The organism is Erysipelatoclostridium sp. AM42-17 (genome assembly GCF_003480255.1).
Taxonomy (GTDB): Bacteria; Bacillota_I; Bacilli_A; order Erysipelotrichales; family Coprobacillaceae; genus Faecalibacillus.
The window spans coordinates 102,849-127,586 of the sequence record NZ_QUIN01000002.1 but is presented as its reverse complement, the minus strand read 5'-3'; the positions used below and the strand labels follow the sequence as shown (position 1 = coordinate 127,586).

25 protein-coding genes and 1 other RNA gene are annotated in these 24,738 nt (G+C 29.7%); 24 read left to right on the top strand and 2 right to left on the bottom strand.

Annotated features, from left to right (window positions below):
- Positions 1-99 precede the first annotated feature (99 nt).
- The 20 genes from DW911_RS01835 to nth all read left to right on the top strand — a co-directional run bounded on the left by DW911_RS01835 (position 100) and on the right by nth (position 18,489).
- A complete protein-coding gene (locus tag DW911_RS01835) occupies positions 100-1,971 on the top strand; it encodes a deoxyguanosinetriphosphate triphosphohydrolase family protein (protein WP_158568153.1) in 1,872 nt (623 codons plus the stop codon).
- A 22-nt stretch (positions 1,972-1,993) separates the two neighbouring features.
- Positions 1,994-2,605, top strand: coding sequence for a hypothetical protein (locus DW911_RS01830; protein WP_118431454.1), 612 nt, complete (start codon positions 1,994-1,996; stop codon positions 2,603-2,605).
- The gene (locus DW911_RS01825) at positions 2,590-3,483 is read left to right on the top strand and encodes an AAA family ATPase (RefSeq protein WP_118607385.1); all 894 of its coding nucleotides are present in this window, start codon (positions 2,590-2,592) and stop codon (positions 3,481-3,483) included. Before DW911_RS01830 ends, DW911_RS01825 begins: the two co-directional genes overlap by 16 nt.
- 445 nt (positions 3,484-3,928) lie before the next feature.
- On the top strand, positions 3,929-5,401 hold the full coding sequence (locus tag DW911_RS01815; RefSeq protein ID WP_118607384.1) for an LCP family protein: 1,473 nt from the start codon (positions 3,929-3,931) through the stop codon (positions 5,399-5,401).
- Between the two features lie 13 nt (positions 5,402-5,414).
- Positions 5,415-6,077 (top strand): acyltransferase, encoded by a 663-nt coding sequence (locus DW911_RS01810; protein ID WP_118433588.1) that lies wholly within the window; start codon positions 5,415-5,417, stop codon positions 6,075-6,077.
- 156 nt (positions 6,078-6,233) lie between these two features.
- The gene (locus tag DW911_RS01805) at positions 6,234-6,512 is read left to right on the top strand and encodes a type II toxin-antitoxin system RelE/ParE family toxin (protein ID WP_199669444.1); all 279 of its coding nucleotides are present in this window, start codon (positions 6,234-6,236) and stop codon (positions 6,510-6,512) included.
- 73 nt (positions 6,513-6,585) lie between these two features.
- Positions 6,586-7,692, top strand: coding sequence for a HigA family addiction module antitoxin (locus DW911_RS01800; RefSeq protein WP_118607383.1), 1,107 nt, complete (start codon positions 6,586-6,588; stop codon positions 7,690-7,692).
- 114 nt (positions 7,693-7,806) lie between these two features.
- Positions 7,807-8,709, top strand: a complete 903-nt coding sequence (locus DW911_RS01795) for a LysR family transcriptional regulator (protein WP_158568222.1) — start codon at positions 7,807-7,809, stop codon at positions 8,707-8,709.
- A 101-nt stretch (positions 8,710-8,810) separates the two neighbouring features.
- On the top strand, positions 8,811-10,028 hold the full coding sequence (locus DW911_RS01790) for an iron-containing alcohol dehydrogenase (protein WP_118607382.1): 1,218 nt from the start codon (positions 8,811-8,813) through the stop codon (positions 10,026-10,028).
- Positions 10,029-10,134: 106 nt separating this feature from the next.
- On the top strand, positions 10,135-10,305 hold the full coding sequence (locus tag DW911_RS10940; protein WP_199589170.1) for a hypothetical protein: 171 nt from the start codon (positions 10,135-10,137) through the stop codon (positions 10,303-10,305).
- A gap of 136 nt (positions 10,306-10,441) precedes the next feature.
- Positions 10,442-11,440: a D-alanyl-D-alanine carboxypeptidase family protein gene (locus DW911_RS01785; RefSeq protein ID WP_118433574.1), complete on the top strand. Its 999-nt coding sequence runs from the start codon at positions 10,442-10,444 to the stop codon at positions 11,438-11,440.
- Complete coding sequence (locus tag DW911_RS01780) at positions 11,433-12,002, top strand: hypothetical protein (protein WP_118607381.1); 570 nt, start codon at positions 11,433-11,435, stop codon at positions 12,000-12,002. The genes DW911_RS01785 and DW911_RS01780 overlap by 8 nt, the downstream gene beginning before the upstream one ends.
- Positions 11,995-12,510, top strand: a complete 516-nt coding sequence (locus DW911_RS01775; RefSeq protein WP_118433570.1) for a spore maturation protein B — start codon at positions 11,995-11,997, stop codon at positions 12,508-12,510. The genes DW911_RS01780 and DW911_RS01775 overlap by 8 nt, the downstream gene beginning before the upstream one ends.
- A gap of 46 nt (positions 12,511-12,556) precedes the next feature.
- On the top strand, positions 12,557-13,987 hold the full coding sequence (gene pyk / locus DW911_RS01770; protein WP_118433568.1) for a pyruvate kinase: 1,431 nt from the start codon (positions 12,557-12,559) through the stop codon (positions 13,985-13,987).
- An 80-nt stretch (positions 13,988-14,067) separates the two neighbouring features.
- Entirely contained in the window at positions 14,068-15,540 is a 1,473-nt protein-coding gene (gene spoIVA / locus DW911_RS01765; protein WP_118433566.1) for a stage IV sporulation protein A, read from the top strand.
- Positions 15,541-15,616: 76 nt separating this feature from the next.
- Positions 15,617-15,889, top strand: a complete 273-nt coding sequence (locus DW911_RS01760) for an HU family DNA-binding protein (RefSeq protein WP_118433564.1) — start codon at positions 15,617-15,619, stop codon at positions 15,887-15,889.
- Positions 15,890-15,948: 59 nt separating this feature from the next.
- Positions 15,949-16,662, top strand: a complete 714-nt coding sequence (locus DW911_RS01755) for a zinc metallopeptidase (protein ID WP_118433562.1) — start codon at positions 15,949-15,951, stop codon at positions 16,660-16,662.
- A gap of 108 nt (positions 16,663-16,770) precedes the next feature.
- Positions 16,771-17,250, top strand: a complete 480-nt coding sequence (locus DW911_RS01750; RefSeq protein WP_118433560.1) for a PepSY domain-containing protein — start codon at positions 16,771-16,773, stop codon at positions 17,248-17,250.
- Positions 17,251-17,258: 8 nt separating this feature from the next.
- Positions 17,259-17,843, top strand: a complete 585-nt coding sequence (locus tag DW911_RS01745; protein WP_118433558.1) for a DnaD domain-containing protein — start codon at positions 17,259-17,261, stop codon at positions 17,841-17,843.
- Positions 17,836-18,489, top strand: a complete 654-nt coding sequence (gene nth / locus DW911_RS01740; RefSeq protein WP_118433556.1) for an endonuclease III — start codon at positions 17,836-17,838, stop codon at positions 18,487-18,489. The genes DW911_RS01745 and nth overlap by 8 nt, the downstream gene beginning before the upstream one ends.
- Before the next feature lie 53 nt (positions 18,490-18,542).
- Here nth and DW911_RS01735 read toward each other — a convergent pair whose 3' ends face one another.
- Together DW911_RS01735 and recU are read right to left on the bottom strand one after the other, a co-directional pair.
- Entirely contained in the window at positions 18,543-21,221 is a 2,679-nt protein-coding gene (locus DW911_RS01735; RefSeq protein ID WP_118433554.1) for a transglycosylase domain-containing protein, read from the bottom strand.
- A complete protein-coding gene (recU, locus tag DW911_RS01730) occupies positions 21,222-21,809 on the bottom strand; it encodes a Holliday junction resolvase RecU (RefSeq protein WP_118433552.1) in 588 nt (195 codons plus the stop codon).
- Between the two features lie 148 nt (positions 21,810-21,957).
- Between recU and gpsB the strand changes: the two genes are divergently transcribed.
- From gpsB to DW911_RS01710, 4 genes are all read left to right on the top strand, one after another.
- Entirely contained in the window at positions 21,958-22,290 is a 333-nt protein-coding gene (gene gpsB / locus DW911_RS01725) for a cell division regulator GpsB (RefSeq protein ID WP_118433550.1), read from the top strand.
- Positions 22,291-22,296: 6 nt separating this feature from the next.
- An RNA gene (gene rnpB, locus DW911_RS01720) (RNase P RNA component class B) lies at positions 22,297-22,621 on the top strand.
- Between the two features lie 85 nt (positions 22,622-22,706).
- A complete protein-coding gene (locus DW911_RS01715; RefSeq protein ID WP_118433548.1) occupies positions 22,707-23,249 on the top strand; it encodes a TetR/AcrR family transcriptional regulator C-terminal domain-containing protein in 543 nt (180 codons plus the stop codon).
- Positions 23,250-23,368: 119 nt separating this feature from the next.
- Entirely contained in the window at positions 23,369-24,700 is a 1,332-nt protein-coding gene (locus tag DW911_RS01710) for an MATE family efflux transporter (protein WP_233541871.1), read from the top strand.
- The last annotated feature ends 38 nt before the right edge of the window (positions 24,701-24,738 follow it).

The window sequence follows — 24,738 nt, the reverse complement described above, 5'->3', positions numbered from 1 at the left end:
TGCATATACGCATAATAATGGAAAATAAAAAGTTCTAATTTTATTATTTTAATGACAGTTCTTATCATATTATGAAGATTTTAAAGGATGATGAATATAATGGGTAAAGTATTTATTATAAAAAATAATAATGATAACAATGATATATATAAGTTTGCAAAAGAAAGTTATGACAAAAAAATTGAACGTTATTACAATATAAAAATGAAAGACAATGTAGAAGACAGTACAAATTTAGAAAGGAATAATGTAATTTTATTTATTACATATAAAAATGCAAAAGACAGAGATATTAATGATATATTTATTGGAAAATTGATACGCTTTAATGAACAACATAATATTGTTTATAAAAATATGATACATCTAGAAAGTAAATATCATGATAGAGTTATTAAAAGTCTGATAGATAAAATTGATTTAGATTTAGAGGCGGATTTTGATGATGGATGCTATGTTTTAGCAAATGAAATGAAAACTTTATATGAAGAATTAAGAGAAAGAATTTATGTTGTTGAGAATAAGGACAATGAATGTTTGCTTTCTAATATAGAGAATAATTTATATGTTGAAAATAACAATTTACATAAATTGGCTCAGAATGATAATCAGGCTATACGATTATATTTTAATAATGATATAGATAAAAGAAAAACAAATTTCCAAAATGATAGAGAAAGTATTGTTAGTTGTATGTCCTTTAGAAGATTAGTAGACAAAACACAAGTTTTTACTACAAAAAAAGGAGATTATTATAGAACAAGAATGACACATACATTAGAGGTTAACCAAATAGCTAAAGCTATAGCTTATGCGTTAGATTTAAATTTAGATTTAACAGAAGCAATTGCAGTAGCACATGATTTAGGACATACGCCGTTTGGTCATCAAGGTGAAAGAACTCTTGATAGAATTTTGTGTGGAAAGATTGATGTTGGAATACCAGCAACACAAAATATGTTTAAAAATAGATGGTTTGGAGGATTTAAACATAATTATCAAAGTGCTAAAATTTTAACGAAAATTGAAGAAAAATCAGTAAAATATCCAGGACTAAATGTATGTGCTCAAGTTGTTGAAGGTGTTTTAAAACATACTAAATTGAAATCAAATATCAATATAAATGATTTTGTATCCAAAGAATATATTGATAAAATATTTATTGATGATCCTATTTGTTCTTCATTAGAGGGACAGGTTGTAGCTATTGCTGATGAAATTGCACAAAGAGGCCATGATGTAGATGATGCGCTCACATCCGGAGTAATGACCATAAATGAATTAAAAGACAGATTAAAAATAAATAAATGTAATGATTTATTACATAAGATTACAAAAGAATGTCAATTAATAGAAAAAAGTTGCTTAATAGTTGATAAAAATAAATTAAAAATTTCAAAAATTGTTTCTATAATTGTTAATTATTTTACTCAACATGTTATAGATTCATCTTTAGAAAATTTAAGTCAAAATGACAGTGAATTATATAGTCAAAAATTGCCTGCAATTAGATTTTCTGATGATGATGAAAAAATTAATAAGTATTTAGAAAAAGTAGTACAAAAAAAAGTTATTTGTAATACAACTGTTGCAAGTGCTGATTATAATGCAAGTGTTATTATAACCAAATTATTTTCTTGCTATTATAATAATCCTAGATTATTGCATGAGGGAACACAGCGTAAGATTTTTTTAGAAATGTTAAGACATGAGAATGTTGGCGTTTCTAATAGTGCAGTTTTTTTGGGAGATGGTGATATAGATTTAATAAATGATGAGATTGAAATAATTACAAAGCAAGAAATCAATGAAAAAATTATAGACAGATATCTTAATGATTGTAATGAAAATCTTAATGAAAATGATGTTATAGTTTATGAAAAAAGAAGAATATTAATTCGATCAATAACTGATTATATTGCGGGGATGACAGATGGGTATGCATTAAATGAGTATGAAAAATTAAAATGATTTAATATAAGAGGATATATATATGAGAGCAATTAATATAGTTACACATTGTGCAACTTGTGAAGATTTAGACGAAAGGGATTTAAAAAGATATAACGTATGTGAATCTCATAAGGAAAAGAGTAATGTTAGAAGTAGTGAAGAAGATGATTTAAGGAAGTTCGTTTTGAATTCAAAATTTAATAATTATACACTATATGACCATTATTTTTGGAATTATACTATACCACAAATATCAAAAGAATTTGATCTATTAAGGATAGGAGAAAATAGTGTTATTAATATAGAACTAAAACGAGAGGCAAATGAGGATAAAATAAAGAAACAACTAAAGCAAAATAATTACTATTTAAAAGCATTAAATAAACAGGTATATACATTTTGCTATATAACTTGTAATAATATATTATATGAATATCATTCAGAAGATGATAGTTTGCAAATTATAAAATTTGATGATCTAAATATAAATTTACAAAATCAAGAAATGTTAATAGATAAAGGCATTGATGACATGTTTGAACCATCAAAATTTTTAGTATCGCCATTTAATAAGATGAATGAATTTTTAAATGACGAATATTTTTTAACTGATCAACAAGTAAATATAAAAAAGATATTTTACAAATATTAGAAGGTAAAGAAGAAAAATCAGTAAGTATTACAGGACCCGCAGGCTGTGGTAAGACTTTATTAATTTACGACATAGCAAAAGAATATATGAGGGATAATCAAGTGGTTGTTATACATTGTGGAATGTTAAATGAAGGACACAATGCATTGAATGAAAAAAATTGGCAGATATTTCCAATTAAAAATTATGAAAATATTCCTTACGATAAAACAGATATTATTGTATTAGATGAGGTACAGAGAATAGATGAAGGACAGCTAAATTTTATTTTTGAAAAAATGAAAGAAAATAAAATTTGTGGAATCTTTTCATATGATCCTTTGCAAACAATGAATGCTAAAGAAAAAAATTCTAATTCAATAGAACTGATTAAAGATTATGTCATTAAAGAATATAAAATTAAAGGGAGAATACGAGCAAATAAGGAAATTTATTTTTTTGTTGATAATTTGTTTGATAAAAGTCATAAACATATGGAGATGAATTATGAAAATGTTTATTTAACAAAATTTAAAACATACAAAGATACCGAAACTTTTTTGAAATATTTAAAAAGGCAAGGATGGAATTTTATTAATTACACCCCAAGTATATATCGTGATTCTATTTTTACACGTTTGAATAGTGTTTCTCTTGGTAATTCTCATCAGGTTATTGGTCAAGAATTTGAAAAGGTGGCAGTTATAATTGATGCCAAATTTAATTATATAGGAGATCGATTAGATGCAGGAATATGGGATTCTGGGAATTACGGTGCTCAAATGCTTTATCAAGCTATAACAAGAGCAAAAACATCATTATTTGTTATAATTATAAATAATGATATTTTGTTTGATCAATGTATGGATATAATTAATAATTATAAAAATGATGTATAGTATAACTAAAATCAAATTTTAATTAGAAAGTTTTTATTAAAAAATAAATCGTTATTTTTTAAAGTATGGTGTTAAAATAAAATCACCAGGTGTTTATCAGGGAGTAAAAAAAGATTTTGGTACATTTGTTAAAGCACAATGTCAATTACCTGATACAAACTGGTTTTTAAAAGTTGTTGATCAATGGTATATAAGTTATTTTGGAGATACACCAGATAGTCCAGAATATAGAGAAGATGCTTTAAAGATTTATTACAAAGTAGAAAAACGTAATAATGCCTATTTTAGAAAAGAATGTAATTAATATTCACTGTTTATCTAAATAATATGTCATGATATTGTATTAATTTGTCAAACACTGCTACTTGCAATGTTTTTTCATACATTCATGTAGAAAAACACCTATAAAAGTTATATAATTTGAAGCAAGAAAGTAGAGGTATTTATGGATAAAGTAAAGAAAGTGATATCTTGGCCTGTAATCCTTGGTTTACAAGTCATTTCAACATGTGTATTCTTATTTTTTATTGTTAAGTTAAATGTGATACCAACAGTTTATACAGCTATTCTTGTCATGCTTTTAGCTTTATTATGTTTAGTTACATTTGCTTTAATGAAAACAAAGAAAAGACGTCATCATGATGGAGAGGGACATCACCATCATGTACATCGTACTAAACCAAGAGAGATTGTAGGAAAGATTATAAGTTTATTATTAAGTATTTTAATGATCTTTGGATCAGTCATGGTAAGTAAAGGTAATTCGGCTTTAGATGATATTACTGGTGCGAATACAAAATCAACTCATTATGCAATTGTTGTTTTAAAAAGCAGTAAGATTAATAGTTTAAAAGATTTACAAAATGAATCAATTGAATATTGCTTACAAAATGATAATAAAGATGATATGAATAAAGTTATTAAACAAGCACAAGAAAAAGAATCAAGTATTTCTTATGATTCAGTGATTTCTTATGCTAATTTAGGTGATGATTTATATAATCATACTGTTAATGCTATTTTAGTGAATACAGCATTAAATGGAATGTTTGAAGAAAATCATCCTGACTTTGAAAATGAAACTAAAGAAATCTGGACAGCCGATGTTAAAGTTAAAGTTAAAGATTTCTCTAATCGTGTATCAGTAACCAATACCCCATTTACAGTTTATATTTCTGGTATTGATACTTATGGAGCTATTTCAACTGTAGCAAGATCAGATGTTAATATGATCATGACAGTAAATCCAAATACTAAGAAAATATTATTAAGTTCTATTCCAAGAGATTATTATGTTCCTTTAGCTAATATGGGTGCTAGTGATAAGTTAACACACTCAGGTATTGCTGGACCTGAAAATACAGTGAAAACAATTCAAAATTATTTAGGTGTTGATATTAACTACTATGCTCGTGTTAACTTTACTTCACTTACAACCATGGTTGATGCTTTAGGTGGGATTACTGTTGATGTAGATCGTAATTTTAGTGCTGGTGGTTATACTTATACTATTGGTCAACAAAATATGAATGGGGATCAAGCACTAGCTTATTCTCGAGAAAGACATTCATTTGTTGAAGGTGATAACATGCGTGTAAAACATCAACAAGATGTTTTAATGGCGATGTTAAATAAAATGATGTCACCTGCTATTATTAAAAATTATTCTAGTGTGTTAAATGCGATTACGGGATGTTTTGAAACAAACATGGAATCTAATGACATTACTGATTTAATTAAAATGCAAATCAATGATAATGCTGCTTGGACTTTCACTCAAAAACAATTTACTGGAAAAGGTGTAACTCAAACAGGTGGAGCTTATATGCCATCAAGTAATCTCTATTACATGATTCCAGATGCAATAAGTGTAAGTGAAAATACAAAAGCAATTAAAGATGTATTAAATGGTAAATAAGAAGGTAATAAAAATGTATAAAATAGAAGATTTATATGATTTAAATCATAGCCAAGCTCGTCCTTTATTAGAAAAATATGAATACCCTTGGCAAGCTTTAAAAGATATTAAAGACTTTATTATAGAATTAGGTAAATCATTAGGTGATGATTATCAAGAAGTAAGTGAACATGTATGGGTTCATAAAGATGCTAAAGTGTTTGATAGTGCTTATTTAGGAGCACCATGTATTATTGGTGCTAGAACAGAAGTAAGACATGGTGCTTTTGTTAGAGGAAGTGCTTTAGTCGGTCAAGATTGTGTTATTGGTAATTCGGTAGAATTAAAGAATGTCATTATCTTTGATAGTGTACAAGTACCTCATTATAACTATGTAGGTGATTCTATTTTAGGATATAAATCACATATGGGTGCAGGATCAATAACAAGTAATGTTAAAAGTGATAAAACTTTGGTTGTTGTTAAAGATCGATTCAATCAAGAATCAATCGAAACAGGATTAAAGAAGATGGGAGCTATGTTAGGAGACTATGTAGAAGTAGGATGTAATAGTGTATTAAATCCTGGTACAGTCATTGGTAGACATACTAACATTTATCCTCTTTCTAGAGTAAGAGGTGTCATTCCTGATCATTCTATCTTTAAAGATTTAAATGATATTGTTAAAAAGAAATAATTATTTATAAGTGCAACTAGGTTGCACTTATTTTTTTATTCAATGATAAATATTTTTAATAAATTGTAATAAAGAAAATGATTGAATTATTGGTTTAGTAATGGTATTATAAAGAAAAAAATTACCTTTTTGGTAATTTTTTACAGAAAGGAGGATGTGACTATAAAGATTCAATATCATGATAATAATGTGAAGAAACTTTGCACTAATTTTAAAAAGGCAAAAAAAGACTTACCTGCAAAGATTGCAGAAAAACTTCATGCATTAGTAAATTTGATTGAAAGTTCAGATAATTTACAAGATATAGCAGAAATGAAAATTTATCATTTACATCCTCTAAAAGGAAAAAGAAAAGGACAATATGCTTTAGATATTGCAGGACGTAGTACAGGGTATCGTTTAATAATTATTCCTGTAGATAAAAATGGAAATTAATACAAAGACGAGGATATGAATAAAATTTATAAATCTACAGAAATAATAATAGCATGGGAGGTGTCTAATCATTATGAATAAGATTGAATATGAAGAATTAATAACATTTCATCCAGGTTACTATATAAAAGATTATATTGATGATCAAGGTATTACACAGGAAGAGTTGGCTAAACGACTTCAAATAACGCCAAAATATATGAGTGAGTTAGTGAATGGAAAGATAAATCTTACTGAAGAATTAGTACAAAAATTAGCTACTGTTTTTGGAACTTCGACTACAATGTGGCTTAATCTTAATCAAAGATATATTGAAAAGAAGATTGAAATCGAAAATAGAAAAGCTATTGAAGAAGAATGTCATCTTGTTAAACAACTTGATTATAAATTTTGGGTTGATCTAGGATTAGTTAAATCAACACGAGATACCACTGAAAAAGTGAGAGAATTACGTTGTTATTTTAAGGTTGCTTCATTACATGTTTTAAGTCAAAGAGATTTTTTGGTACAATATAGAACAAGTGTATCAGAGGTTAAAGATATTAATATAATTAATGCAAATGCGTGGGTTCAAACTGCTATAAATATTGGATCAATTATGGATGTTGAACCATATGATGAATCAAAATTATCTTCGTCAATTGCTGAAATAAGAAGTATGACTAACGATAACCCAAAAGATTTTTATCCTAGATTGAAGGAATTACTTTCAAAATGTGGTGTTGCTCTTGTTTTGCTTCCAAATCTTAAAAATTGTGGTGTTAACGGTGCAGTCAAATGGCTTAATAAAGAGAAAGTAGTTTTAGCATTAAATGATAGGAGAAAATATGCAGATACTTTTTGGTTTGCATTATTTCATGAATTAGGTCACGTGTTACAAAAAAGAATAAAAGTGACCCTTGTAAGTGACAAATATAAAGAAGAATTAGAAACAAATGATTTAATTCAAAAGTTGGAAAAAGAAGCAGACTTATTTTCAAGAAATACACTGATTCCAGAAAATGAATATCTTGAATTTGTTAAAGAGAATAAAGGAAAATTTACTGCAAATTCCATTAATGAATTTGCTAAAAAAATCGATATTCTTCCTGGTATTGTTGTTGGTAGATTACAACAGGATCATTACTTAAACTATCAAACAACTCTAAATAATTTAAAAATAAAATATGTGATTTCATAAATGTATTAATTTATATTTTAAGATTATAAAAATCTAAACTCTTCTTTGTAATAAATTTACAAATCATATCTTTACCTTACAATAATGTGATAGAATAAAGATTAGGTGATGATCATGAATTTACTACATTTAAAATATATGATAGAAGTAGATAAATATGGTTCGATATCGAAAGCAGCTACTCATTTATATTTAAATCAGCCTCGTCTATCAAAGATTATTAAAGAAATAGAAGCAGAAATGAATATTAAAATCTTTGAAAGAAATAGTAAGGGGGTAACCCCTACTAAAAAAGGAAGACAGTTTTTAGATCGAGCGATTAGTATTGTCAGTGAGGTAGAAGCTTTAGAAAATATGTATCATGAAGATTCTTTAAAAACAGTTTCTTTAAATATTTCTGTACCACGAGTGAGTTATATCTCAGAAGCTTTTATACGCTTCTTACGAAGCGAAAGAATCAAGGATAAGGATATTGATATTAATTATAGAGAAACGAATACAGAACAGGCTATTTCTAATATCAATGAAGGTGAAGATCATTTAGGAATTATTAGAATACCTGTTGATCAAATGAATTATTATGAAAATATCTTAGCTTTAAAAGGCATTAAATGGGAAGAGTTATTTCGCTTTCATTATTTAGTATTGATGTCTAAAGATAATGTTCTAGCAAACAAGAATATATATTTGGCGGATTTATATGATCAAATTGAACTTATTCATGGCGATAGCCGCATTCAAGACCAAGATAATCCTTATCAACAAGCTAATAAAACCATTAAAATATATGAACGTGCTAGTCAATATGAAATCTTAAGATATGTCAAGGATACCTATATTTGGGCTTCTCCTTTATCAAAAGAAATGTTAGATGCTTATGGTTTGATTTTAAAAGAATGTTTAGATCAAAAAAATGAGTATATTGACTTAGTGATATATAGAAAAGGATATAATCCTACGAGTGAAGAAGGGGATTTTATTCGATATTTACATCAATTAACGGAACAATTTAAATAAGGTATATCAAAAAAGGAATATAACTATTCCTTTTTATGTTCTTTTTTTCACGTGATGTAAGTGCTATCATTAATGTATAAGGAAAGAAGGAGACGTGACCTATGCAAAGATTTACATTACCAAGAGATTTATATCATGGAAAAGGAGCCTTAGAAGCTCTTAAAAACTTAGAAGGAAAAAAAGCTATCGTGTGTGTTGGTGGTGGCAGCATGAAAAGAAATGGATTCTTAGATCGTGCTGTTAACTATTTAAAAGAAGCTGGAATGGAAGTAAAATTATTTGAAGGTATTGAACCAGATCCATCAGTAACAACTGTTATGAAAGGTGCTGCTGTAATGGAAGAATTTGGACCAGACTGGATTGTTGCTATGGGTGGAGGTTCACCTATTGATGCTGCTAAAGCAATGTGGATCAAATATGAATATCCAGATATTACTTTCGAAGAAATGTGTAAAGTATTCGGAATTCCTAAATTACGTAAAAAAGCTCATTTCTGTGCTATTCCATCAACAAGTGGTACTGCTACAGAAGTAACAGCATTTTCAATTATTACTGATTATGATAAAGGTATTAAATATCCTATCGCAGACTTTGAAATTACACCAGATGTGGCTATCGTAGATCCAGATTTAGCTGAAACAATGCCAGTTAAATTGGTTGCTCATACAGGTATGGATGCTATGACTCATGCGATTGAAGCCTATGTATCTACGGCTAATTGTAACTATACTGATCCATTAGCTATTCATGCTATTGAAATGATTCAAGCTAACTTAATTGATTCTTATAATGGTGATATGAAAGCCAGAGATGATATGCATGATGCTCAATGTTTAGCAGGACAAGCATTCTCAAATGCCTTATTAGGTATTGTTCACTCAATGGCTCATAAAACTGGTGCTGCATTCGTAGATCAAGGTGGACATATTATCCATGGTGCAGCTAATGCTATGTATTTACCTAAAGTTATTAAATTTAATGCAAAAGATCCTACTGCTAAAAAACGTTATGGTGTGATTGCTGATTATATGCATTTAGGTGGAAGTAACGATGATGAAAAAGTAGATTTATTAATTGCTCATTTACGTAAAATGAATGATGAATTAAATATTCCTCATTGTATTGCTCATTATGGTGCTGATGGTTTACCAGCAGATAAAGGATTTGTACCTGAAGATGTCTTCTTAGATCGTGTAGAAGATATTGCTAGAAATGCAATTTTAGATGCATGTACAGGAAGCAACCCACGTATTCCAACACAAGAAGAAATGGTTAAATTATTAAAAGCTTGCTACTACGACACAGAAGTTGATTTCTAATAGATAATATTAATGAAAACCGGTAATCCGGTTTTCATTTTTTATATACGTCCTCATTTATTTTCTTCTTTTTCTATAATAAAGGTAGAAAAGGAGGAAGTATACAATGAAATTTGCAATCATAAAAGGACAATTAACTCATATATCAAAAGTTGAAAAAGGAACAATTGGTAGAGAATTTGGCTACAATAATCAATTAGTCATTGCCTGTGGTGGCAAAGTTCGTCAATACTTTAAACCATTAAAGGCTAAAACTTTGATTCGTTATGCACGTTAGGTATAAAATCATCATGATAACATATAATAAATGGGTGATATGATGATTTCATTATGTGTTTATTTTATGATAAAAGTGTATGAACTTTCATTATCATAAAACATGAATAGATTCATAAAATGATACTGGTGATAAAATGAAAATTTTACTCAGTATCCTTTTTATTTTTCAAGTATCTTTAAGTCAAGTTCAATTTTGTGGCAAGAGTTATGTTGTCTATGATCGTTTTTCTAAAAGTGTCATTGAAGGAAAAAGAGAAAATGAAAGTCAAAGTGTAGCATCTATTTCTAAAATCATGACGGCGATTTTGGCGATAGAAAATAATAAATTAGATAAAGAAGTCATTGTTGATCATACAATAGATAAAGCTTATGGTAGTTGTGTTTATATACATATAAAGGATAAAATAACGATTCAAGATCTTTTATATGGCTTATTGCTTAGAAGTGGAAATGACTGTGGATTGATGCTAGCCAAAGCAACATTTGGTTCAGTAGATAAGTTTGTTGAAAAAATGAATGATTTAGCGATGAAATTAGAACTTTCTAACAGTCATTTTTCTAATCCTACCGGTTTAGATGAGGAAGATGACGGAAATATATCTTGTCCTAAAGATATGGCTATCTTGATGGATTATTGTTGTCAAAATCCAATCTTTAATAAAATTGTTAAAACTCAGGTTTATCAAAGATTGGATGGTAAAGGTTCCTGGAATAATAAAAATCGTTTATTAAAAGAATATTCATATTGTCTAGGAGGAAAGACAGGCTTTACTAAAAAAGCCAGAAGAACTTTAGTAACCAGAGCTAAAAAAAGAGGGATGGACTTAATTATTGTGACTTTTAATTGTGGTAATGATTTTGCTTTTCATAAAGATAAATATGAAGAAGTTTTTAAAAAGTTTCAGTCAGTGAAGATATATGATGAAGGGTTAAATTGGATAGACCAGGAAGTTTATATTTTTGATCGTGATTTACAGTTAGAATTACAGCCTCAAGATCAAGTCACCTGTCAAGTTATTCAAAATCAACTTTATCTTCAAGTTAATCAAAAAACAGTTGTTTGTAAACAACTATCACATTATCAGTTTAAATATGCACTTTATTATATTTTAAAGGATCTTATTTATGGCTAAAGTTTTTAAATATGGGATGATTATTTTCTTGACAGTGGCATTTTTAATGCAACGTCAAGAAAAGCTATTTTTTGAAGTATTAAAAAGTCCTTTTCAAGTCTTTGATTTAGTTAAAACATTAGTTTTAAGTGCTTGTTTATGGAATGGAATTTTAAATGTGATTGAAGCTTCAGGAATGATTAAGTATTTATCTTTTTTATTTAAACCAGTATTACGTTTTATTTATGGAAATGTCATTGATCATCAAAATATTTTTTTATATCTTTCTTCAAATATGATGGCTAATTTACTAGGAGTCGGCTCACTAGCTACTATGAGTGGATTAAAAGCGATGCAAGCACTAAATCAACTTACGCCAAGTCATCACCCTACTCGAGAAATGCTCACTTTAGTTGTCATCAATACAGCAGGTTTATCTTTAGTTCCTTCTTCAATGATGACTTTAAGACAAAGCTATCATGCTAGAGATGTAGCCGGCTTTTTTCGTTACAGTATGGTGATAGGTTTTATCATTACCATTGTTGGTATCATGATTATTAAGGTTAAAGAACGTCATGATTAATCTTGTGGTTGGTTTTATTTTAGTGAGTTTTATTTTAGGAATGATCAATGGAGTAGATGTTTTTGATGAGTTTGTAAAGGGAGTGAAAGAGGGGTTAGGGTTAGTGGTTGTTTTAGCACCGACTTTAATGGCTTTTACTTTATGGTGCCAATGTTTTCAAACTTGTGGTTTATTAGAACTTTTACAACAGGGATTAAAGCCGATGATGAAATCAATGCATTTACCGATACAGATATTGATGATGATGTTGATTCGCCCTTTTTCTAGCCAAGGTTCTTTAGTTATTTTAAATCAAATATTTCAAACTTATGGCATTAATCATCTTTATAGTACGTTAGGCTCAATTATTCAAACTGGAAGTGATACGACTTTTTATGTAGTTACTCTCTATTTTGCCAGTGTTAAATTGAAACAATATCGCTATGCTTTGAAACTTGGTTTATTTTTGGATTTTTTAGCATGCCTTCTTGCATTATTTTGCTATTTCATATTCATTGTTAAAAGTTAAAAATAGGTTTATACTAAACATATAAAGTAAAAGGAAGGCGACTTATATGATGAAAAACGAGATTATGTCAAAAACAAAAATTGTATGTACAATTGGACCAGCTTCTGAAAGCAAAGAAATGCTTACTAAGCTTGTAAAAGCGGGAATGAATGTCATGAGATTAAACTTCTCTCATGGAACTCATGAAGAACATGAACAAAAGATCAATACATTACTTGAAATTAATGAAGAATTATCAACTCAAGTAGCAATTCTTCTAGATACGAAAGGTCCTGAAATTCGTACAGGTGATTTTGTTGATGGAAAGACAACATTTAAAAAAGGACAAACTTGTGTAATTTGTAATGAAGATATTGTGGGAACCAGTGATCGTTTTACCATTACTTATAAAGATTTATATAAGGATGTTAAACCAGGTGGTTATATTTTAGTTAATGATGGTCAAGTGGAATTATTAGTTGATCATGTTGAAGGTAGTGATATTGTTTGTGTGGCAGCAAATGATGGGGAAGTTAAAAATAAACGTGGTATTAATGTTCCTGGTATTAAATTAGGATTTGATTATTTATCTCCTAAAGATATTTCAGATTTAACATTTGGAGCGCAACATCCATTTGATTTTGTTGCTGCTTCATTCTGTCGAAGAGCTCAAGATATTATTGATATTAAAAAATTATTAATTGAAAATGGTCGTAATGATATTCAAATTTTAGCTAAGATTGAAAATCAAGAAGGGGTTGAAAATGTTGATGAAATTCTTGATGTAGCTGATGGTATCATGGTAGCCCGTGGTGATTTAGGAGTAGAAGTTCCTGCAGAAGATGTGCCACTTATTCAAAAATCAATTATTAGAAAATGTAAAGAAAGAGGAAAACTTGTTATTACAGCAACCCAAATGTTAGATAGTATGCAAGAAAATCCAAGACCAACACGTGCTGAAGTTTCCGATGTAGCCAATGCGATTTATGATGGTACAGATGCTATCATGTTATCTGGTGAATCGGCTAGTGGTCTTTATCCTCAAGAAGCGGTTTTAATGATGTCTAAGATTGCTCGTAAGATAGAAGATAGTTTAGATTATCAAAGCTTACAAAGAGAAGCAATTCGTACTGCGCCTAATGATGCAAGTGAAGCTATTTGTATGTCAGTAGCTGAAATTGCTTATAAGTTCAATGTAGCAGCCATCATTGCCTTTACTGAATCAGGATTTACAGCTCGTAAAATGGCTCGTTATCGTACAAAATCTCGTATTATCGCACCAACGCCTTCTTTAAAAACAACAAAAGCATTAGCTTTAAACTGGGGTGTTAAAGCTGTTCCATGCAAACCATTAAGTTCACGTATTTCTATGATTGATTATGCAAGTATTATTGCTAGAGAAAATGGTGTTAAACCAGGAGAACAAATTTTAGTCACTGGAGGAACACCAGGTGTTGTAGGCGCAACAAGTTATTTAGAATTAGTAAAAGTAAAATAATGAAAAGGAGGGGTACCTCCTTTTTTCTTTGTTCTAATCTTTTAATCAAGACATATAGTGGTATAAAGGAGTCATGATAAATGGAAACAAAGAATATATTAAAAGACATAGGACAAAGATGTGGCGGTGATATTTATTTAGGTGTTGTGGGACCGGTAAGAAGTGGTAAATCATCTTTTATTAAAAGATTTATGGAGATTGCGGTTATTCCTTATATCGAAAATCAAGATGTTAAATTAAGAACAATCGATGAATTACCACAATCTGGTAAAGGTAAAATGATTATGACGGTTGAACCTAAATTTATTCCCAATCAAGCTGTAGATATGGTTGTTGATGATGATTTTCATGTTAAAGTCAGATTAGTTGATTGTGTGGGTTATGTGATTGATGGTGCCAGTGGTTATCAGGATGATAGTGGTATTCGCTTAGTGAAGACACCTTGGTATAATGATAGTATTCCTTTTGATGAAGCTGCTAAAATTGGCACAAAAAAAGTCATACAAGATCATTCTACGATTGGTATTGTATTAACCAGTGATGGCAGTATTGTTGATTTAGAAGCTAAAAATTATCAACAGGCAACCCGTGATATTATTGATGAACTAGAACATATTGGTAAACCATTTATAGTGGTTGTTAACAGTAAAGATCCTCAAAGTCAAAGATGTCAAGATGTTGTCAGTGATTATCAAAGTCAATATGATGTTCCTGTCATGGCAATAGATGTGACGAATATGATGGAATCACAAGTTGTTTCTTTATTAAAAGAAGCATTGAATGAATTTCCTATTCGTGAAGTAGCAGTAGAAGTACCTAAATGGTTAGCTTTGTTGGATCATGATCATTGGTTAAAACAAACATTAGATCAATCATTAAAAGAATCATTAATTAAAATAAAGAAGCTCAAAGATGTAAATCAAATTGTTGATAGTATTAATGATTATGATTTTGTGAGTAAAGCTTATATTCGTGGGGTAGATACTGCCAATGCATCTACGCAGTTAAAAATAGAAGAAAGAGATGGTTTATATCAAGATTTATTAAAAGAAGTGATTGGTGAAGATATTGATCAGGCTTCATTATTAAGTTATATTGCTTCTTTAGTAAAGATTAAAAAGGAATATGAAGGGGTTGCCAGTGCTTTAAAAATGGTTAAACAAACCGGTTACGGTTATGCAGTACCACGTTTAGATGATATTGAATTAAGTGAACCAGAAATTATTAAACAGGGTCCTCGTTATGGAATGAAACTTAAAAGTAATGCAGCAACAACATATATGATTAGAGTGAACATTGAAAGCACATTTGAACCGATTATCGGTTCAAAACAACAAGCAGAAAGTTTTGTTTCTTATTTAAAAAATAATGGGGATGATAAACAGGCTGTTTTTGATTGTGATGTCTTTGGTAGAAAACTGGGTGATTTAATAGAAGAGGGCATGTATTTTAAGCTTAATGCGATTCCTGAAAATGCTAGTATTCGTCTTCATGATATCTTAAGTAAAATTGTTAATAAGGGGAAAAGTAATGTCATAGCGATTGTGTTATAAAGCTAATAAAAGTGCTTGAAAGCGATGTTTTTTAATGTTATACTAAATCTCGGATTTTAATTTTGGAGGTTGTATAATGAATAAAAAAGAGTTAATTGAATCGGTTTCAATTGAAAGAAATATGACAAAAAAAGAAGCAGAAATGTTAGTTGATACTGTGTTTAATACAATTACAAGAAGTGTTGTTGAAGGAGATAAAGTTTTAATTTCTGGATTTGGTACTTTTAAAGTAAATGATCGTAAAGCAAGAAAAGGAATTTCACCAAAAACTCAAAAAGAAATGATTATACCTGCTAGTAAAACAGTGACATTTAAACCTAGTAATCGTTTAAAAGATGCAATGAATTAATTGCATCTTTTCATTTTAAGTTCATAATTATGTGTATAATAAATGAAGAGGTGATATAAATGTATTATGGTTATTATGGTTGGGGGTTATATAACCAAGTAGGATTTTTCCTGATTTTAATTGGAACGGTATTAATGCTTCTTGCTCAAGGTAAAGTGACACGTTCTTATCGTAAGTATTCAAAGATTTATAATTCAAGAGGAATGACAGGCTATCAGGTAGCTCGTGAAATCCTTGATCAAAATGGTTTACAAGATGTAAGAATTGAACATATCTCTGGTGAATTAAGTGATCATTATGATCCAAGAAATAAAGTATTAAGACTATCGAATGGTATTTATGATCAAACAACAGTTGCTGCTTTAGCAGTCGCTGCTCATGAATGTGGGCATGCCATTCAACATAAAGAGGGTTATTTACCACTTACTTTTAGAAATGCTATTATTCCTTTTTGTAATGTAGGTCAAAGAGTAGGCTGGTTTGTTTTATTTTTAGGTTTAGCTATAGCTAATACTAAAATAGCATGGATAGGTGTGTTTTTAATGTGTGGTATTTTATTATTTCAAATTATGACTTTACCAGTAGAGTTTGATGCCTCATCTAGAGCACTTACGATTTTAAATGATCGTTATTTATCTGATGGTGAGTATAGTGGTGCTAAAAAGATGTTGACGGCAGCAGCTCTTACTTATGTGGCTTCTGTTATTTCTACGCTTTTATCATTGCTTAGAATTGTTTTAATGGTTATCGGAAGTAGTAGAAGGGATGATTAGTAGAGAACGCTTGTTCTCTTTTTTAATTTTTAAAGGATAAAGGACTTTACATAAGTCTTTTTATTTTATATAAAAAAGAGTATAATGAACTAACAAAGGAGAATGTCAATGAAGGCTTTTTTAAAAAAACATCGATTTAAAATAGTATTTATATTACTTGCGATTATTTTTATATATGTTTGCTTTTATATGCTATGGATCCATGTTCCTTATGCTACAAAACAAAATGAAATGACAAGTATTCGTAATGAAATATGCCAAGAACATCATTACCAATATAAGAATGTTTTTTATGAATATAATAGTGATCAAACTTATTATATTTTAAAGGTAAAAAAGAAAAAGGTTAAATATGTGGTTTATGATGAAAAACTAAAATATGTAGAATCTTTTGATAAGAAGATTATTTCTAAAAATCAAATTAAAGCATCATTTAATCAAAAGTATCAACAAAATCCTCAACGTATAGAATTAGGTTATGAAAATGGGATGCTTGTTTATGTTGCTACATATAGGCAAGATAATGTTTTAATATATGCTTATTATAGTGCAAATAATGGAGAATTTATTAAAGCGTATAAATTGTAGGTGAAAGAATGTTAAAGTATTTAAAAGATAATGGTTGTATTCAAGTAGAAAGATTACTTATTTTAAAGGGAAAAGAATTAGGATTAGTTGATCAAGAGATTTATATTTTATTATTGATATATGTATTAAAAGATGTACATGTTAAAATGATTTCTCCTTCATTGTTAGTACAGTACTCTTCTTTATCACATAAAGAATTAGATCATGTTTTATCTTCTTTACTTAAAAAGAAGTTTATTTTTAATCGTAATGGAACGATACAATTAAATAGACTAGTAGAAAGACTGCTAGAGTCAAAACAAGAAGAAGTACCAGAAGTGAATTTGTTGGATGAATTTGAAAAGCAATTTGCTCGTGCTCTTTCACCGATGGAAATGGATATTTTAAAAGAATGGAAAGAACAAGGATATAGTGATGAAAGAATCTTATTAGCGTTAAAAGAAGCTGTAAAAAGTCAAATTCTTAATTTTAGATATATTGAAGGTATCTTGAATAATTGGGCTAAAAATGGCGTTAAACAGCGTTATGTAGAGCAAGAACCAGAACCAAGAAAAGTTGCTGTCAGTCACTATAAATGGTGGGAAGATGAATAAAGAAAAAACACAGAGAGTCCTTGATTACTTAGATGAACTTTACCCAGATGCATACTGTGAACTGATTCATGATGATGTCTATCAGTTACTTGTTGCTGTGATGTTATCAGCGCAAACAACAGATAAAAAAGTGAACCTTGTAACCAAAGATTTATTTAAACGTTTTCCTGATGTGGAAAGCATGGCACAGGCTGATATTAAAGAACTAGAAACTTATATTAAAACAATCGGTTTATATCGTAATAAAGCTAAAAACCTAAAACGGATGTCTGAAGTGTTGGTTGAACAATATCATGGTGAAGTTCCTTGTAGTAGAAAAGCTTTAGAGAGTTTACCAGGAGTAGGAAGAAAAACAACGAATGTGGTTTTATCAGTAGGTTTTCATATTCCTGCTTTTGCAGTAGATACCCACGTTGAAAGAATTGCTAAAAGATTAGGATTTGCTAAAAATGATGCGAGTGTAGAAACAGTAGAAAGAAATATGAAGCGTTATATTGATCGAAGTCGTTGGACCAAAACGCACCATCAATTTATCTTCTTTGGTCGTTATTTTTGTAAAGCAATCAATCCATCTTGTAAACAATGTAAGCTTATTGATATGTGTAAAGATAAAGAAAAACAACAACAAATGTTAAATCGAAAATAGTCCTTATCAAGGACTATTTTTTTAAAACAAAAAGGCAACAATCGTTGCCTTTTCTATTTAACTGTAAAGTTAATTTTCTTTGTTACTGTTTTAGAACCATCAGATTCACTCATAACAATTGAATAAGATGATCCAGAAACAAGAGAATTAATCGTTGCTGATTTACTACTAGAACTTGTAATTTCTTCACCAGTACTTGAATATAAAGTAATCTTAAAAGTATGCGAATTATCTTGAGGAGTAATGGCTACATAGACGGATGTAGCAGAAATCGTACTTCCCTCACTTACAGTAGAACCATCTGCAGTCACTGTACCTTGTAATTCTGATAATTGACTTTCTGTTTTACCTAATGTTTTTTCAATTTTATTTGATGTTTTTCCTGGAGCATTACTATAACTATAGTAACCAATCACTTTAACTTGTCCATTTACTGTATAATTAATTGTTCCAGTATTACTGCTTAAATTTTCAGTATGTAATGTGGCACCGCTATTACTATCTACGATTTGAACAGTATAGACAACCTTTCCATACATCTTTGTTCCTTCATTAGCTTGATCATTTGTTGTTGCTTCTATTGGACTATACGGAGCAAACTTAACAGCAATCTTATTAGAACTATCTAAACTTGCTTCAAATGAACTTAATTGAGATAAGTTCAATGAAGAACTGTCATGAGTTGACTTAGGTGTTGTTCCTTTTTTAAACCAAGCAGTAAGAATCATATCACTAGGTGTATCACTTGAAGGTGATACATAAGGATAAACACCTTTAACGATTTGTGCTTGAACAACATCATCTGGTTTACTTGGATATGATTTTTTATAACCACCACTAGCAAGATGTCTCATAATTGCAGAAACAACTTTATTTGGATAAGCTTTATAATCACTGGTATTCTTTCCTTTTTTAATACCATCAGGAGTAAATCCCATCCATACAGATACGACATAATCAGGAGAGAAAGCAGTCATCCATGCATCTCTATCTTTACCATCACGAACATATGAACTTCCACTAAAGTTAGAAGTACCTGTTTTAGATCCGACATTTTTTAATCCAGCTAGTGAAGCATAACTTCCTGAACCTCTACTAGTATAATCAATCATTGTTTGACGAATCATAAATGAAGAAGCAGCGCTATAAGAACTTTGTTTTTTAGCGTCTTGAATTTCCTCATCAATCATGTATTTTTTACCAGTTTGGACATCTTCAGCATAATTAACAGTATGACTTTCTACATACATACCACCATTAGTAATTGTAGCATAAGTACTTGCCATTTCTATTGGTGAAATACCAGTAGCCCATCCACCAATACCATAAGCAGTATTAAATTCTTCTTTAGACATATCAATTCCAACTGATTCTAATGCTTTAACAATATCTGATTTTTTAACTTCTTTTTGAACGGCATCTAATGCTTTTAAGGCTGGAATATTCCAAGAATTATATAAAGCATCTGGAATCGTAACATCACCATGATATTGACCATCCCAGTTTTTAACTGATTTATTTGTACCAGCATAAGTATAGGCTTCATCACTGATTGTATGTTGAGTACACCAATTTAAGTATTCAAAGGCTAATCCATAGTCTAAGAAAGGTTTTACTGATGAACCTGGCTGTTGTTTAGTCATTGCATAATTTGTTCCCGTTTGAACAAAGTTACGACCACCTAATACGGCAACGACACGACCATCTTGGCTGGATTGAACAGCACCACCCATATTTAAGTCTTCATCACTGTAGTTATAAGTAACCCCAGTATTTAAGTCATAACATAATTTTTGTGTTTCTGGATCACAATAAGTATAAATATTCATTTGTGTTGAACGAGGATCAAGTCCTGTTTTTTCAATAACTTCTCTTGTAACCATATCTACATAAGCAGATAAATAAGAATCATTTTGAATATTGCTGGCACATAACATATTTTCTACTTTGACAGCTTTTGCTTCAGTAGCTTCTTCTTGAGAGATATAGCCATGTTTGACCATTAAATTTAAAATTCTATTTCTTCTTTCTGTTGCTTTATCTAGATTATAATAAGGATCATAGTTATAAGGTGAATTTAAACTTCCAGCAAGCAATGCTGCCTCTGGTAAAGTTAATTCAGAAACATCTTTATTAAAGTAATAAAGGCTGGCAGCCCCCACACCAATTGAGCTTGTACTACGACCAAAATAAATCTTATTTAAATAAAGAGTAATGATTTCTTCTTTACTTAAAGCTTTATCAGCACGAATCGCTAAGATGATTTCACTAAATTTACGTGAGTAAGTTCTTTGGGCATCAGGGAAGTATGACTTTTTAACAACCTGTTGCGTAATTGTTGAACCACCACTTGTAATCCCACCGGATGCTAAGTTACCAATGGCTGCTTTAACAATACGTGGTAAGTCAAATCCATTATGTTCAAAGAAACGTGAATCTTCGGCAGCCACAACGGCATCGATTAAGACTTGTGGTAAGTCATTATATGTGACGTTCTTTCTTTTTCCGTTTTCAGCAGAGCCATAGGTGTACATGACATCACCGTTATTATCAATCAATTGACTAGCACCGCTAGAAGCTAATTTTTCTGCTGAAAAGGCTTCTGTGTCTTTATAGACACTAAATGCTAATACGCCAACAACACCTACTGCTAAAACGACAACAGCAATAATGATGGATTGAATGACTCTTTTTTTATTTAATTTTGGTTTACCTTTCATTTTATACTTCATTTATTGTTTACCTCCTAAATAAATACGATCAACAATGTCTAAATAATCTAATCTTGGTAAATAGCCTTGTTTTATTAAATGTCCTTTTTCTTTAATTGCCTCATATTTCATTGATTGTCTTTTACCATAACGATAAGCTTCAATGATATATGATGCATCAATTAAGTATACCTCATTTACTCTAGTAAATGCAATAATGACAAAAGCAATTCCTTGATGTCTGATAATCGCATCTAAATGATTAATCTGATGAGTAGAAATATTGACAAAGGGAAAGGACATTGTCTTTGTTTCCTTTGCTTCAAAATCAATATACTTTCCTTTGTACAAACCATTATAGTCAGTTGTTGAAGGGGTTTTAAAATAAGCTTCAACAATCTTAGCTGCTGTTCTAGCAGGATATTGAACTTTAACGATTTGGATAGGGGTAGGTTTTTTATGAATAACAGCAATATCATGTGATAAATAATATTCATTGCTTAGATTAATATCTTCCTCTAAATGCATACCACGTCTTGCTGTATCATGTTTGCCTTCAATTGTTCTTGTTGTATATTGACCTTTCTTTTTATTTGGATAATTAACCATAGTTGTTCTCTTTCTATAAAATTACATACTGATTATATCATATAATAATAAAGATACCTAATTTCTATGATATTATTTTTAAGACATGTTTTAAAACTCTTGCAAAAACTTAATAAATTTGTAAAATGATAATAGGGAGTGAATAAAGATGGAATATAAAATTGCATTAAGTCCTAAGAAAATTGTAAATAAGGAATTTAAAGTCGATTTTAAAGGATATAACGCTGATGAAGTTGATCATTACTTAGATCAAATTGTTAAAGATTATGAATCTTTTGCTAAATTATTAAATGAATCTTATGATAAAATTGATCAATTAGAATCACAAGTAAGAAAATTAAAAGAAGAAAACACTCGTTTAGAAAGAGAAAAAGCATTGCAGGAAGATAATATTCATGCATTAGAAGAAAATGTTTCATCTAATGTTGATATTTTAAAAAGATTATCTTTATTAGAAAAAGCTGTTTTTTCTAATAAATAATAATACTCATGATAGGTAATCGCTACTTGATAGTAGAGGAAAGTCCAGGCTGCCACAATCTGCGATGATTGTAGTGTTTGTGCCTCACGAATCAATAAGTGAGGGTAGTGTAAACTAACGACAGAAGCAAGACCTAAGGGTAACTATGGTTGAAATTCATAAATGGCTCCACAGAGACAATGCTATAGGAAACTATAGGTGAAAAGAGGAAAGCTCCGCAAGGCAGAAACCCAAATTTGGTAGGGGAATCGATTGATTTGGAATTGAACGAATCATCGGACGTGAAAACGTAGATAAATGATTATCTGAAATACAGAACTTGGCTTATTTAATGAGTATGACAAGCACTAGTTTCTAGTGCTTTTCTTTTTGGTTTAGAATGTATATAATATAGAATGAACTTAAAGGGGATAATTATGGATAAACATGATGAAACACGTTATTTGTTTGCAAGTGCAATAAAGGAATTAATAAAAGAAAATCCATTAGATAAAATTACAGTCACGGATATTGTATTAAAAGCCGGGATGACCAGACAAACATTTTATCGCTATTTTAAAGATAAGTATGATTTAGTTAACTGGTATTTTGAAAAACTCGTTTTACAGTCTTTTAGACAAATGGGAAATGGTTGCACTTTAGATGAGGCGTTGCATTTTAAATTTAAATTTATAGAAAAAGAGCATGCTTTTTTTAAAGAAGCTTTTAAATCTAATGATTATAATAATTTAATTCATTATGATTATTGTTGTATCTATGATTTTTATAAAAAAATGATTGAGAAGAAACTTAATCAGGATTTAGATCCACATCTCAATTTTTTATTAGAAATGTATTGTCGAGGTTCTATTGATATGACAGTAGAATGGGTCTTAAAAGATATGCATTTAACAATTGATGATTTAGTTGTTTTACTCATAGAAGCTTTACCTGCTAAGTTAAAACCTTATTTAAATTAGTTACTTGACATTTAAATAAGAACCCTTTAATATAAGAAAAAAATAATTGCCAAAGGCTATAGATTTCTCTATTTCTGATATTAAATAGACATCTATAGCTTTTTTATATGGAGGAAACTATGGAAAAGAACCCGATGGGATATAAACCGGTATTCCCTTTGTTATTACAAATGGCTTTACCACCAATGATTTCAATGTTAATTGAATCATTATACAATATTGTTGATAGTATCTTTGTAGCAAGAGTATCAAATGAAGCCTTAACTGCTGTTTCATTAATTTATCCTTTACAAAATCTATCATTAGCGATTTCTTGTGGAATAGGAATTGCTTTAAATGCATTTGTAGCACGTTATTTAGGAGCCAATGATAAAAAAAGAGCCTCTTATTATGCTAGTCAAGGTGTCATCATGAGTCTGCTGCATTCATTGATTTTTGTTTTGATTGGTTTGTTTTTAATTCGTCCGTTTTTATTATTATTTACGCATAATCCTCAAGTGATTAAAGATGGAGTCAGCTATGGAATGATTGTCGTGACTTTTGTATTTGGACAATTTATTCATTTGGCTATAGAAAAATTATTTCAGGCTACTGGAAACATGATGTTGCCGATGATAATGCAAATTTTTGGTTGTTTAGTTAATGTTTGTTTGGATCCTATTTTAATATTTGGTTATTTTGGTATGCCGGCTTTAGGAATTATAGGGGCTGCCCTTGCAACCGTTATTGGTCAAACGTCAGCTGCGATTTTATCTATTTGTTTATTTAAAAAATATAATCAAGGCATACATTTGTCTTTTAAAAAGATTGATTTACATATTTTTAAACAATTATATAGTATTGCCTTTCCTTCAAGTGTCATGATGTGTTTACCTTCATTGTTGGTTTCTTTATTAAACGGGATTCTAGCAACAATAGGACAAAATGCAGTTGCTTTCTTTGGCATTTATTATAAATTACAAACCTTTGTTTACATGCCGGCAAATGGTGTTGTTCAAGGAATGCGTCCGATTATGAGTTTTAATTATGGAGCAGGATTAAAAGATAGAATGAATCAGCTTTTAAAAGCAGCAGGTATGATGATTGGTTTGATTTTAAGTTTAGGAACGCTTTTATTTATGTTTTTCCCACATTTTCTATTATCATTATTTGATGCAAGTCAAGCAATGTATGATATTGGTATGACCGGATTACGTATCTTATCATTAAGCTTTGTCATCTCTATTTTTGGAATCTTGATGTCAGGGGTTTTTGAATCTTTAGGAATGGGAAAACAATCTTTAATTATTACACTTTTAAGACAACTTATTGTGAGTGTTCCTTTAGCTTATTTACTTGTACATATTATGGGGATTACTGGAGTTTGGATTGCTCTTGTTTTAGGTGAAGCTTTAGCTGGTATCGTTTCTTTTGTTTTTTATCAACGCTATTATTGTCAATTGAAAAAATAAATGATAGCGGTTATAAAAAATGTGACACTTGCCTTTAT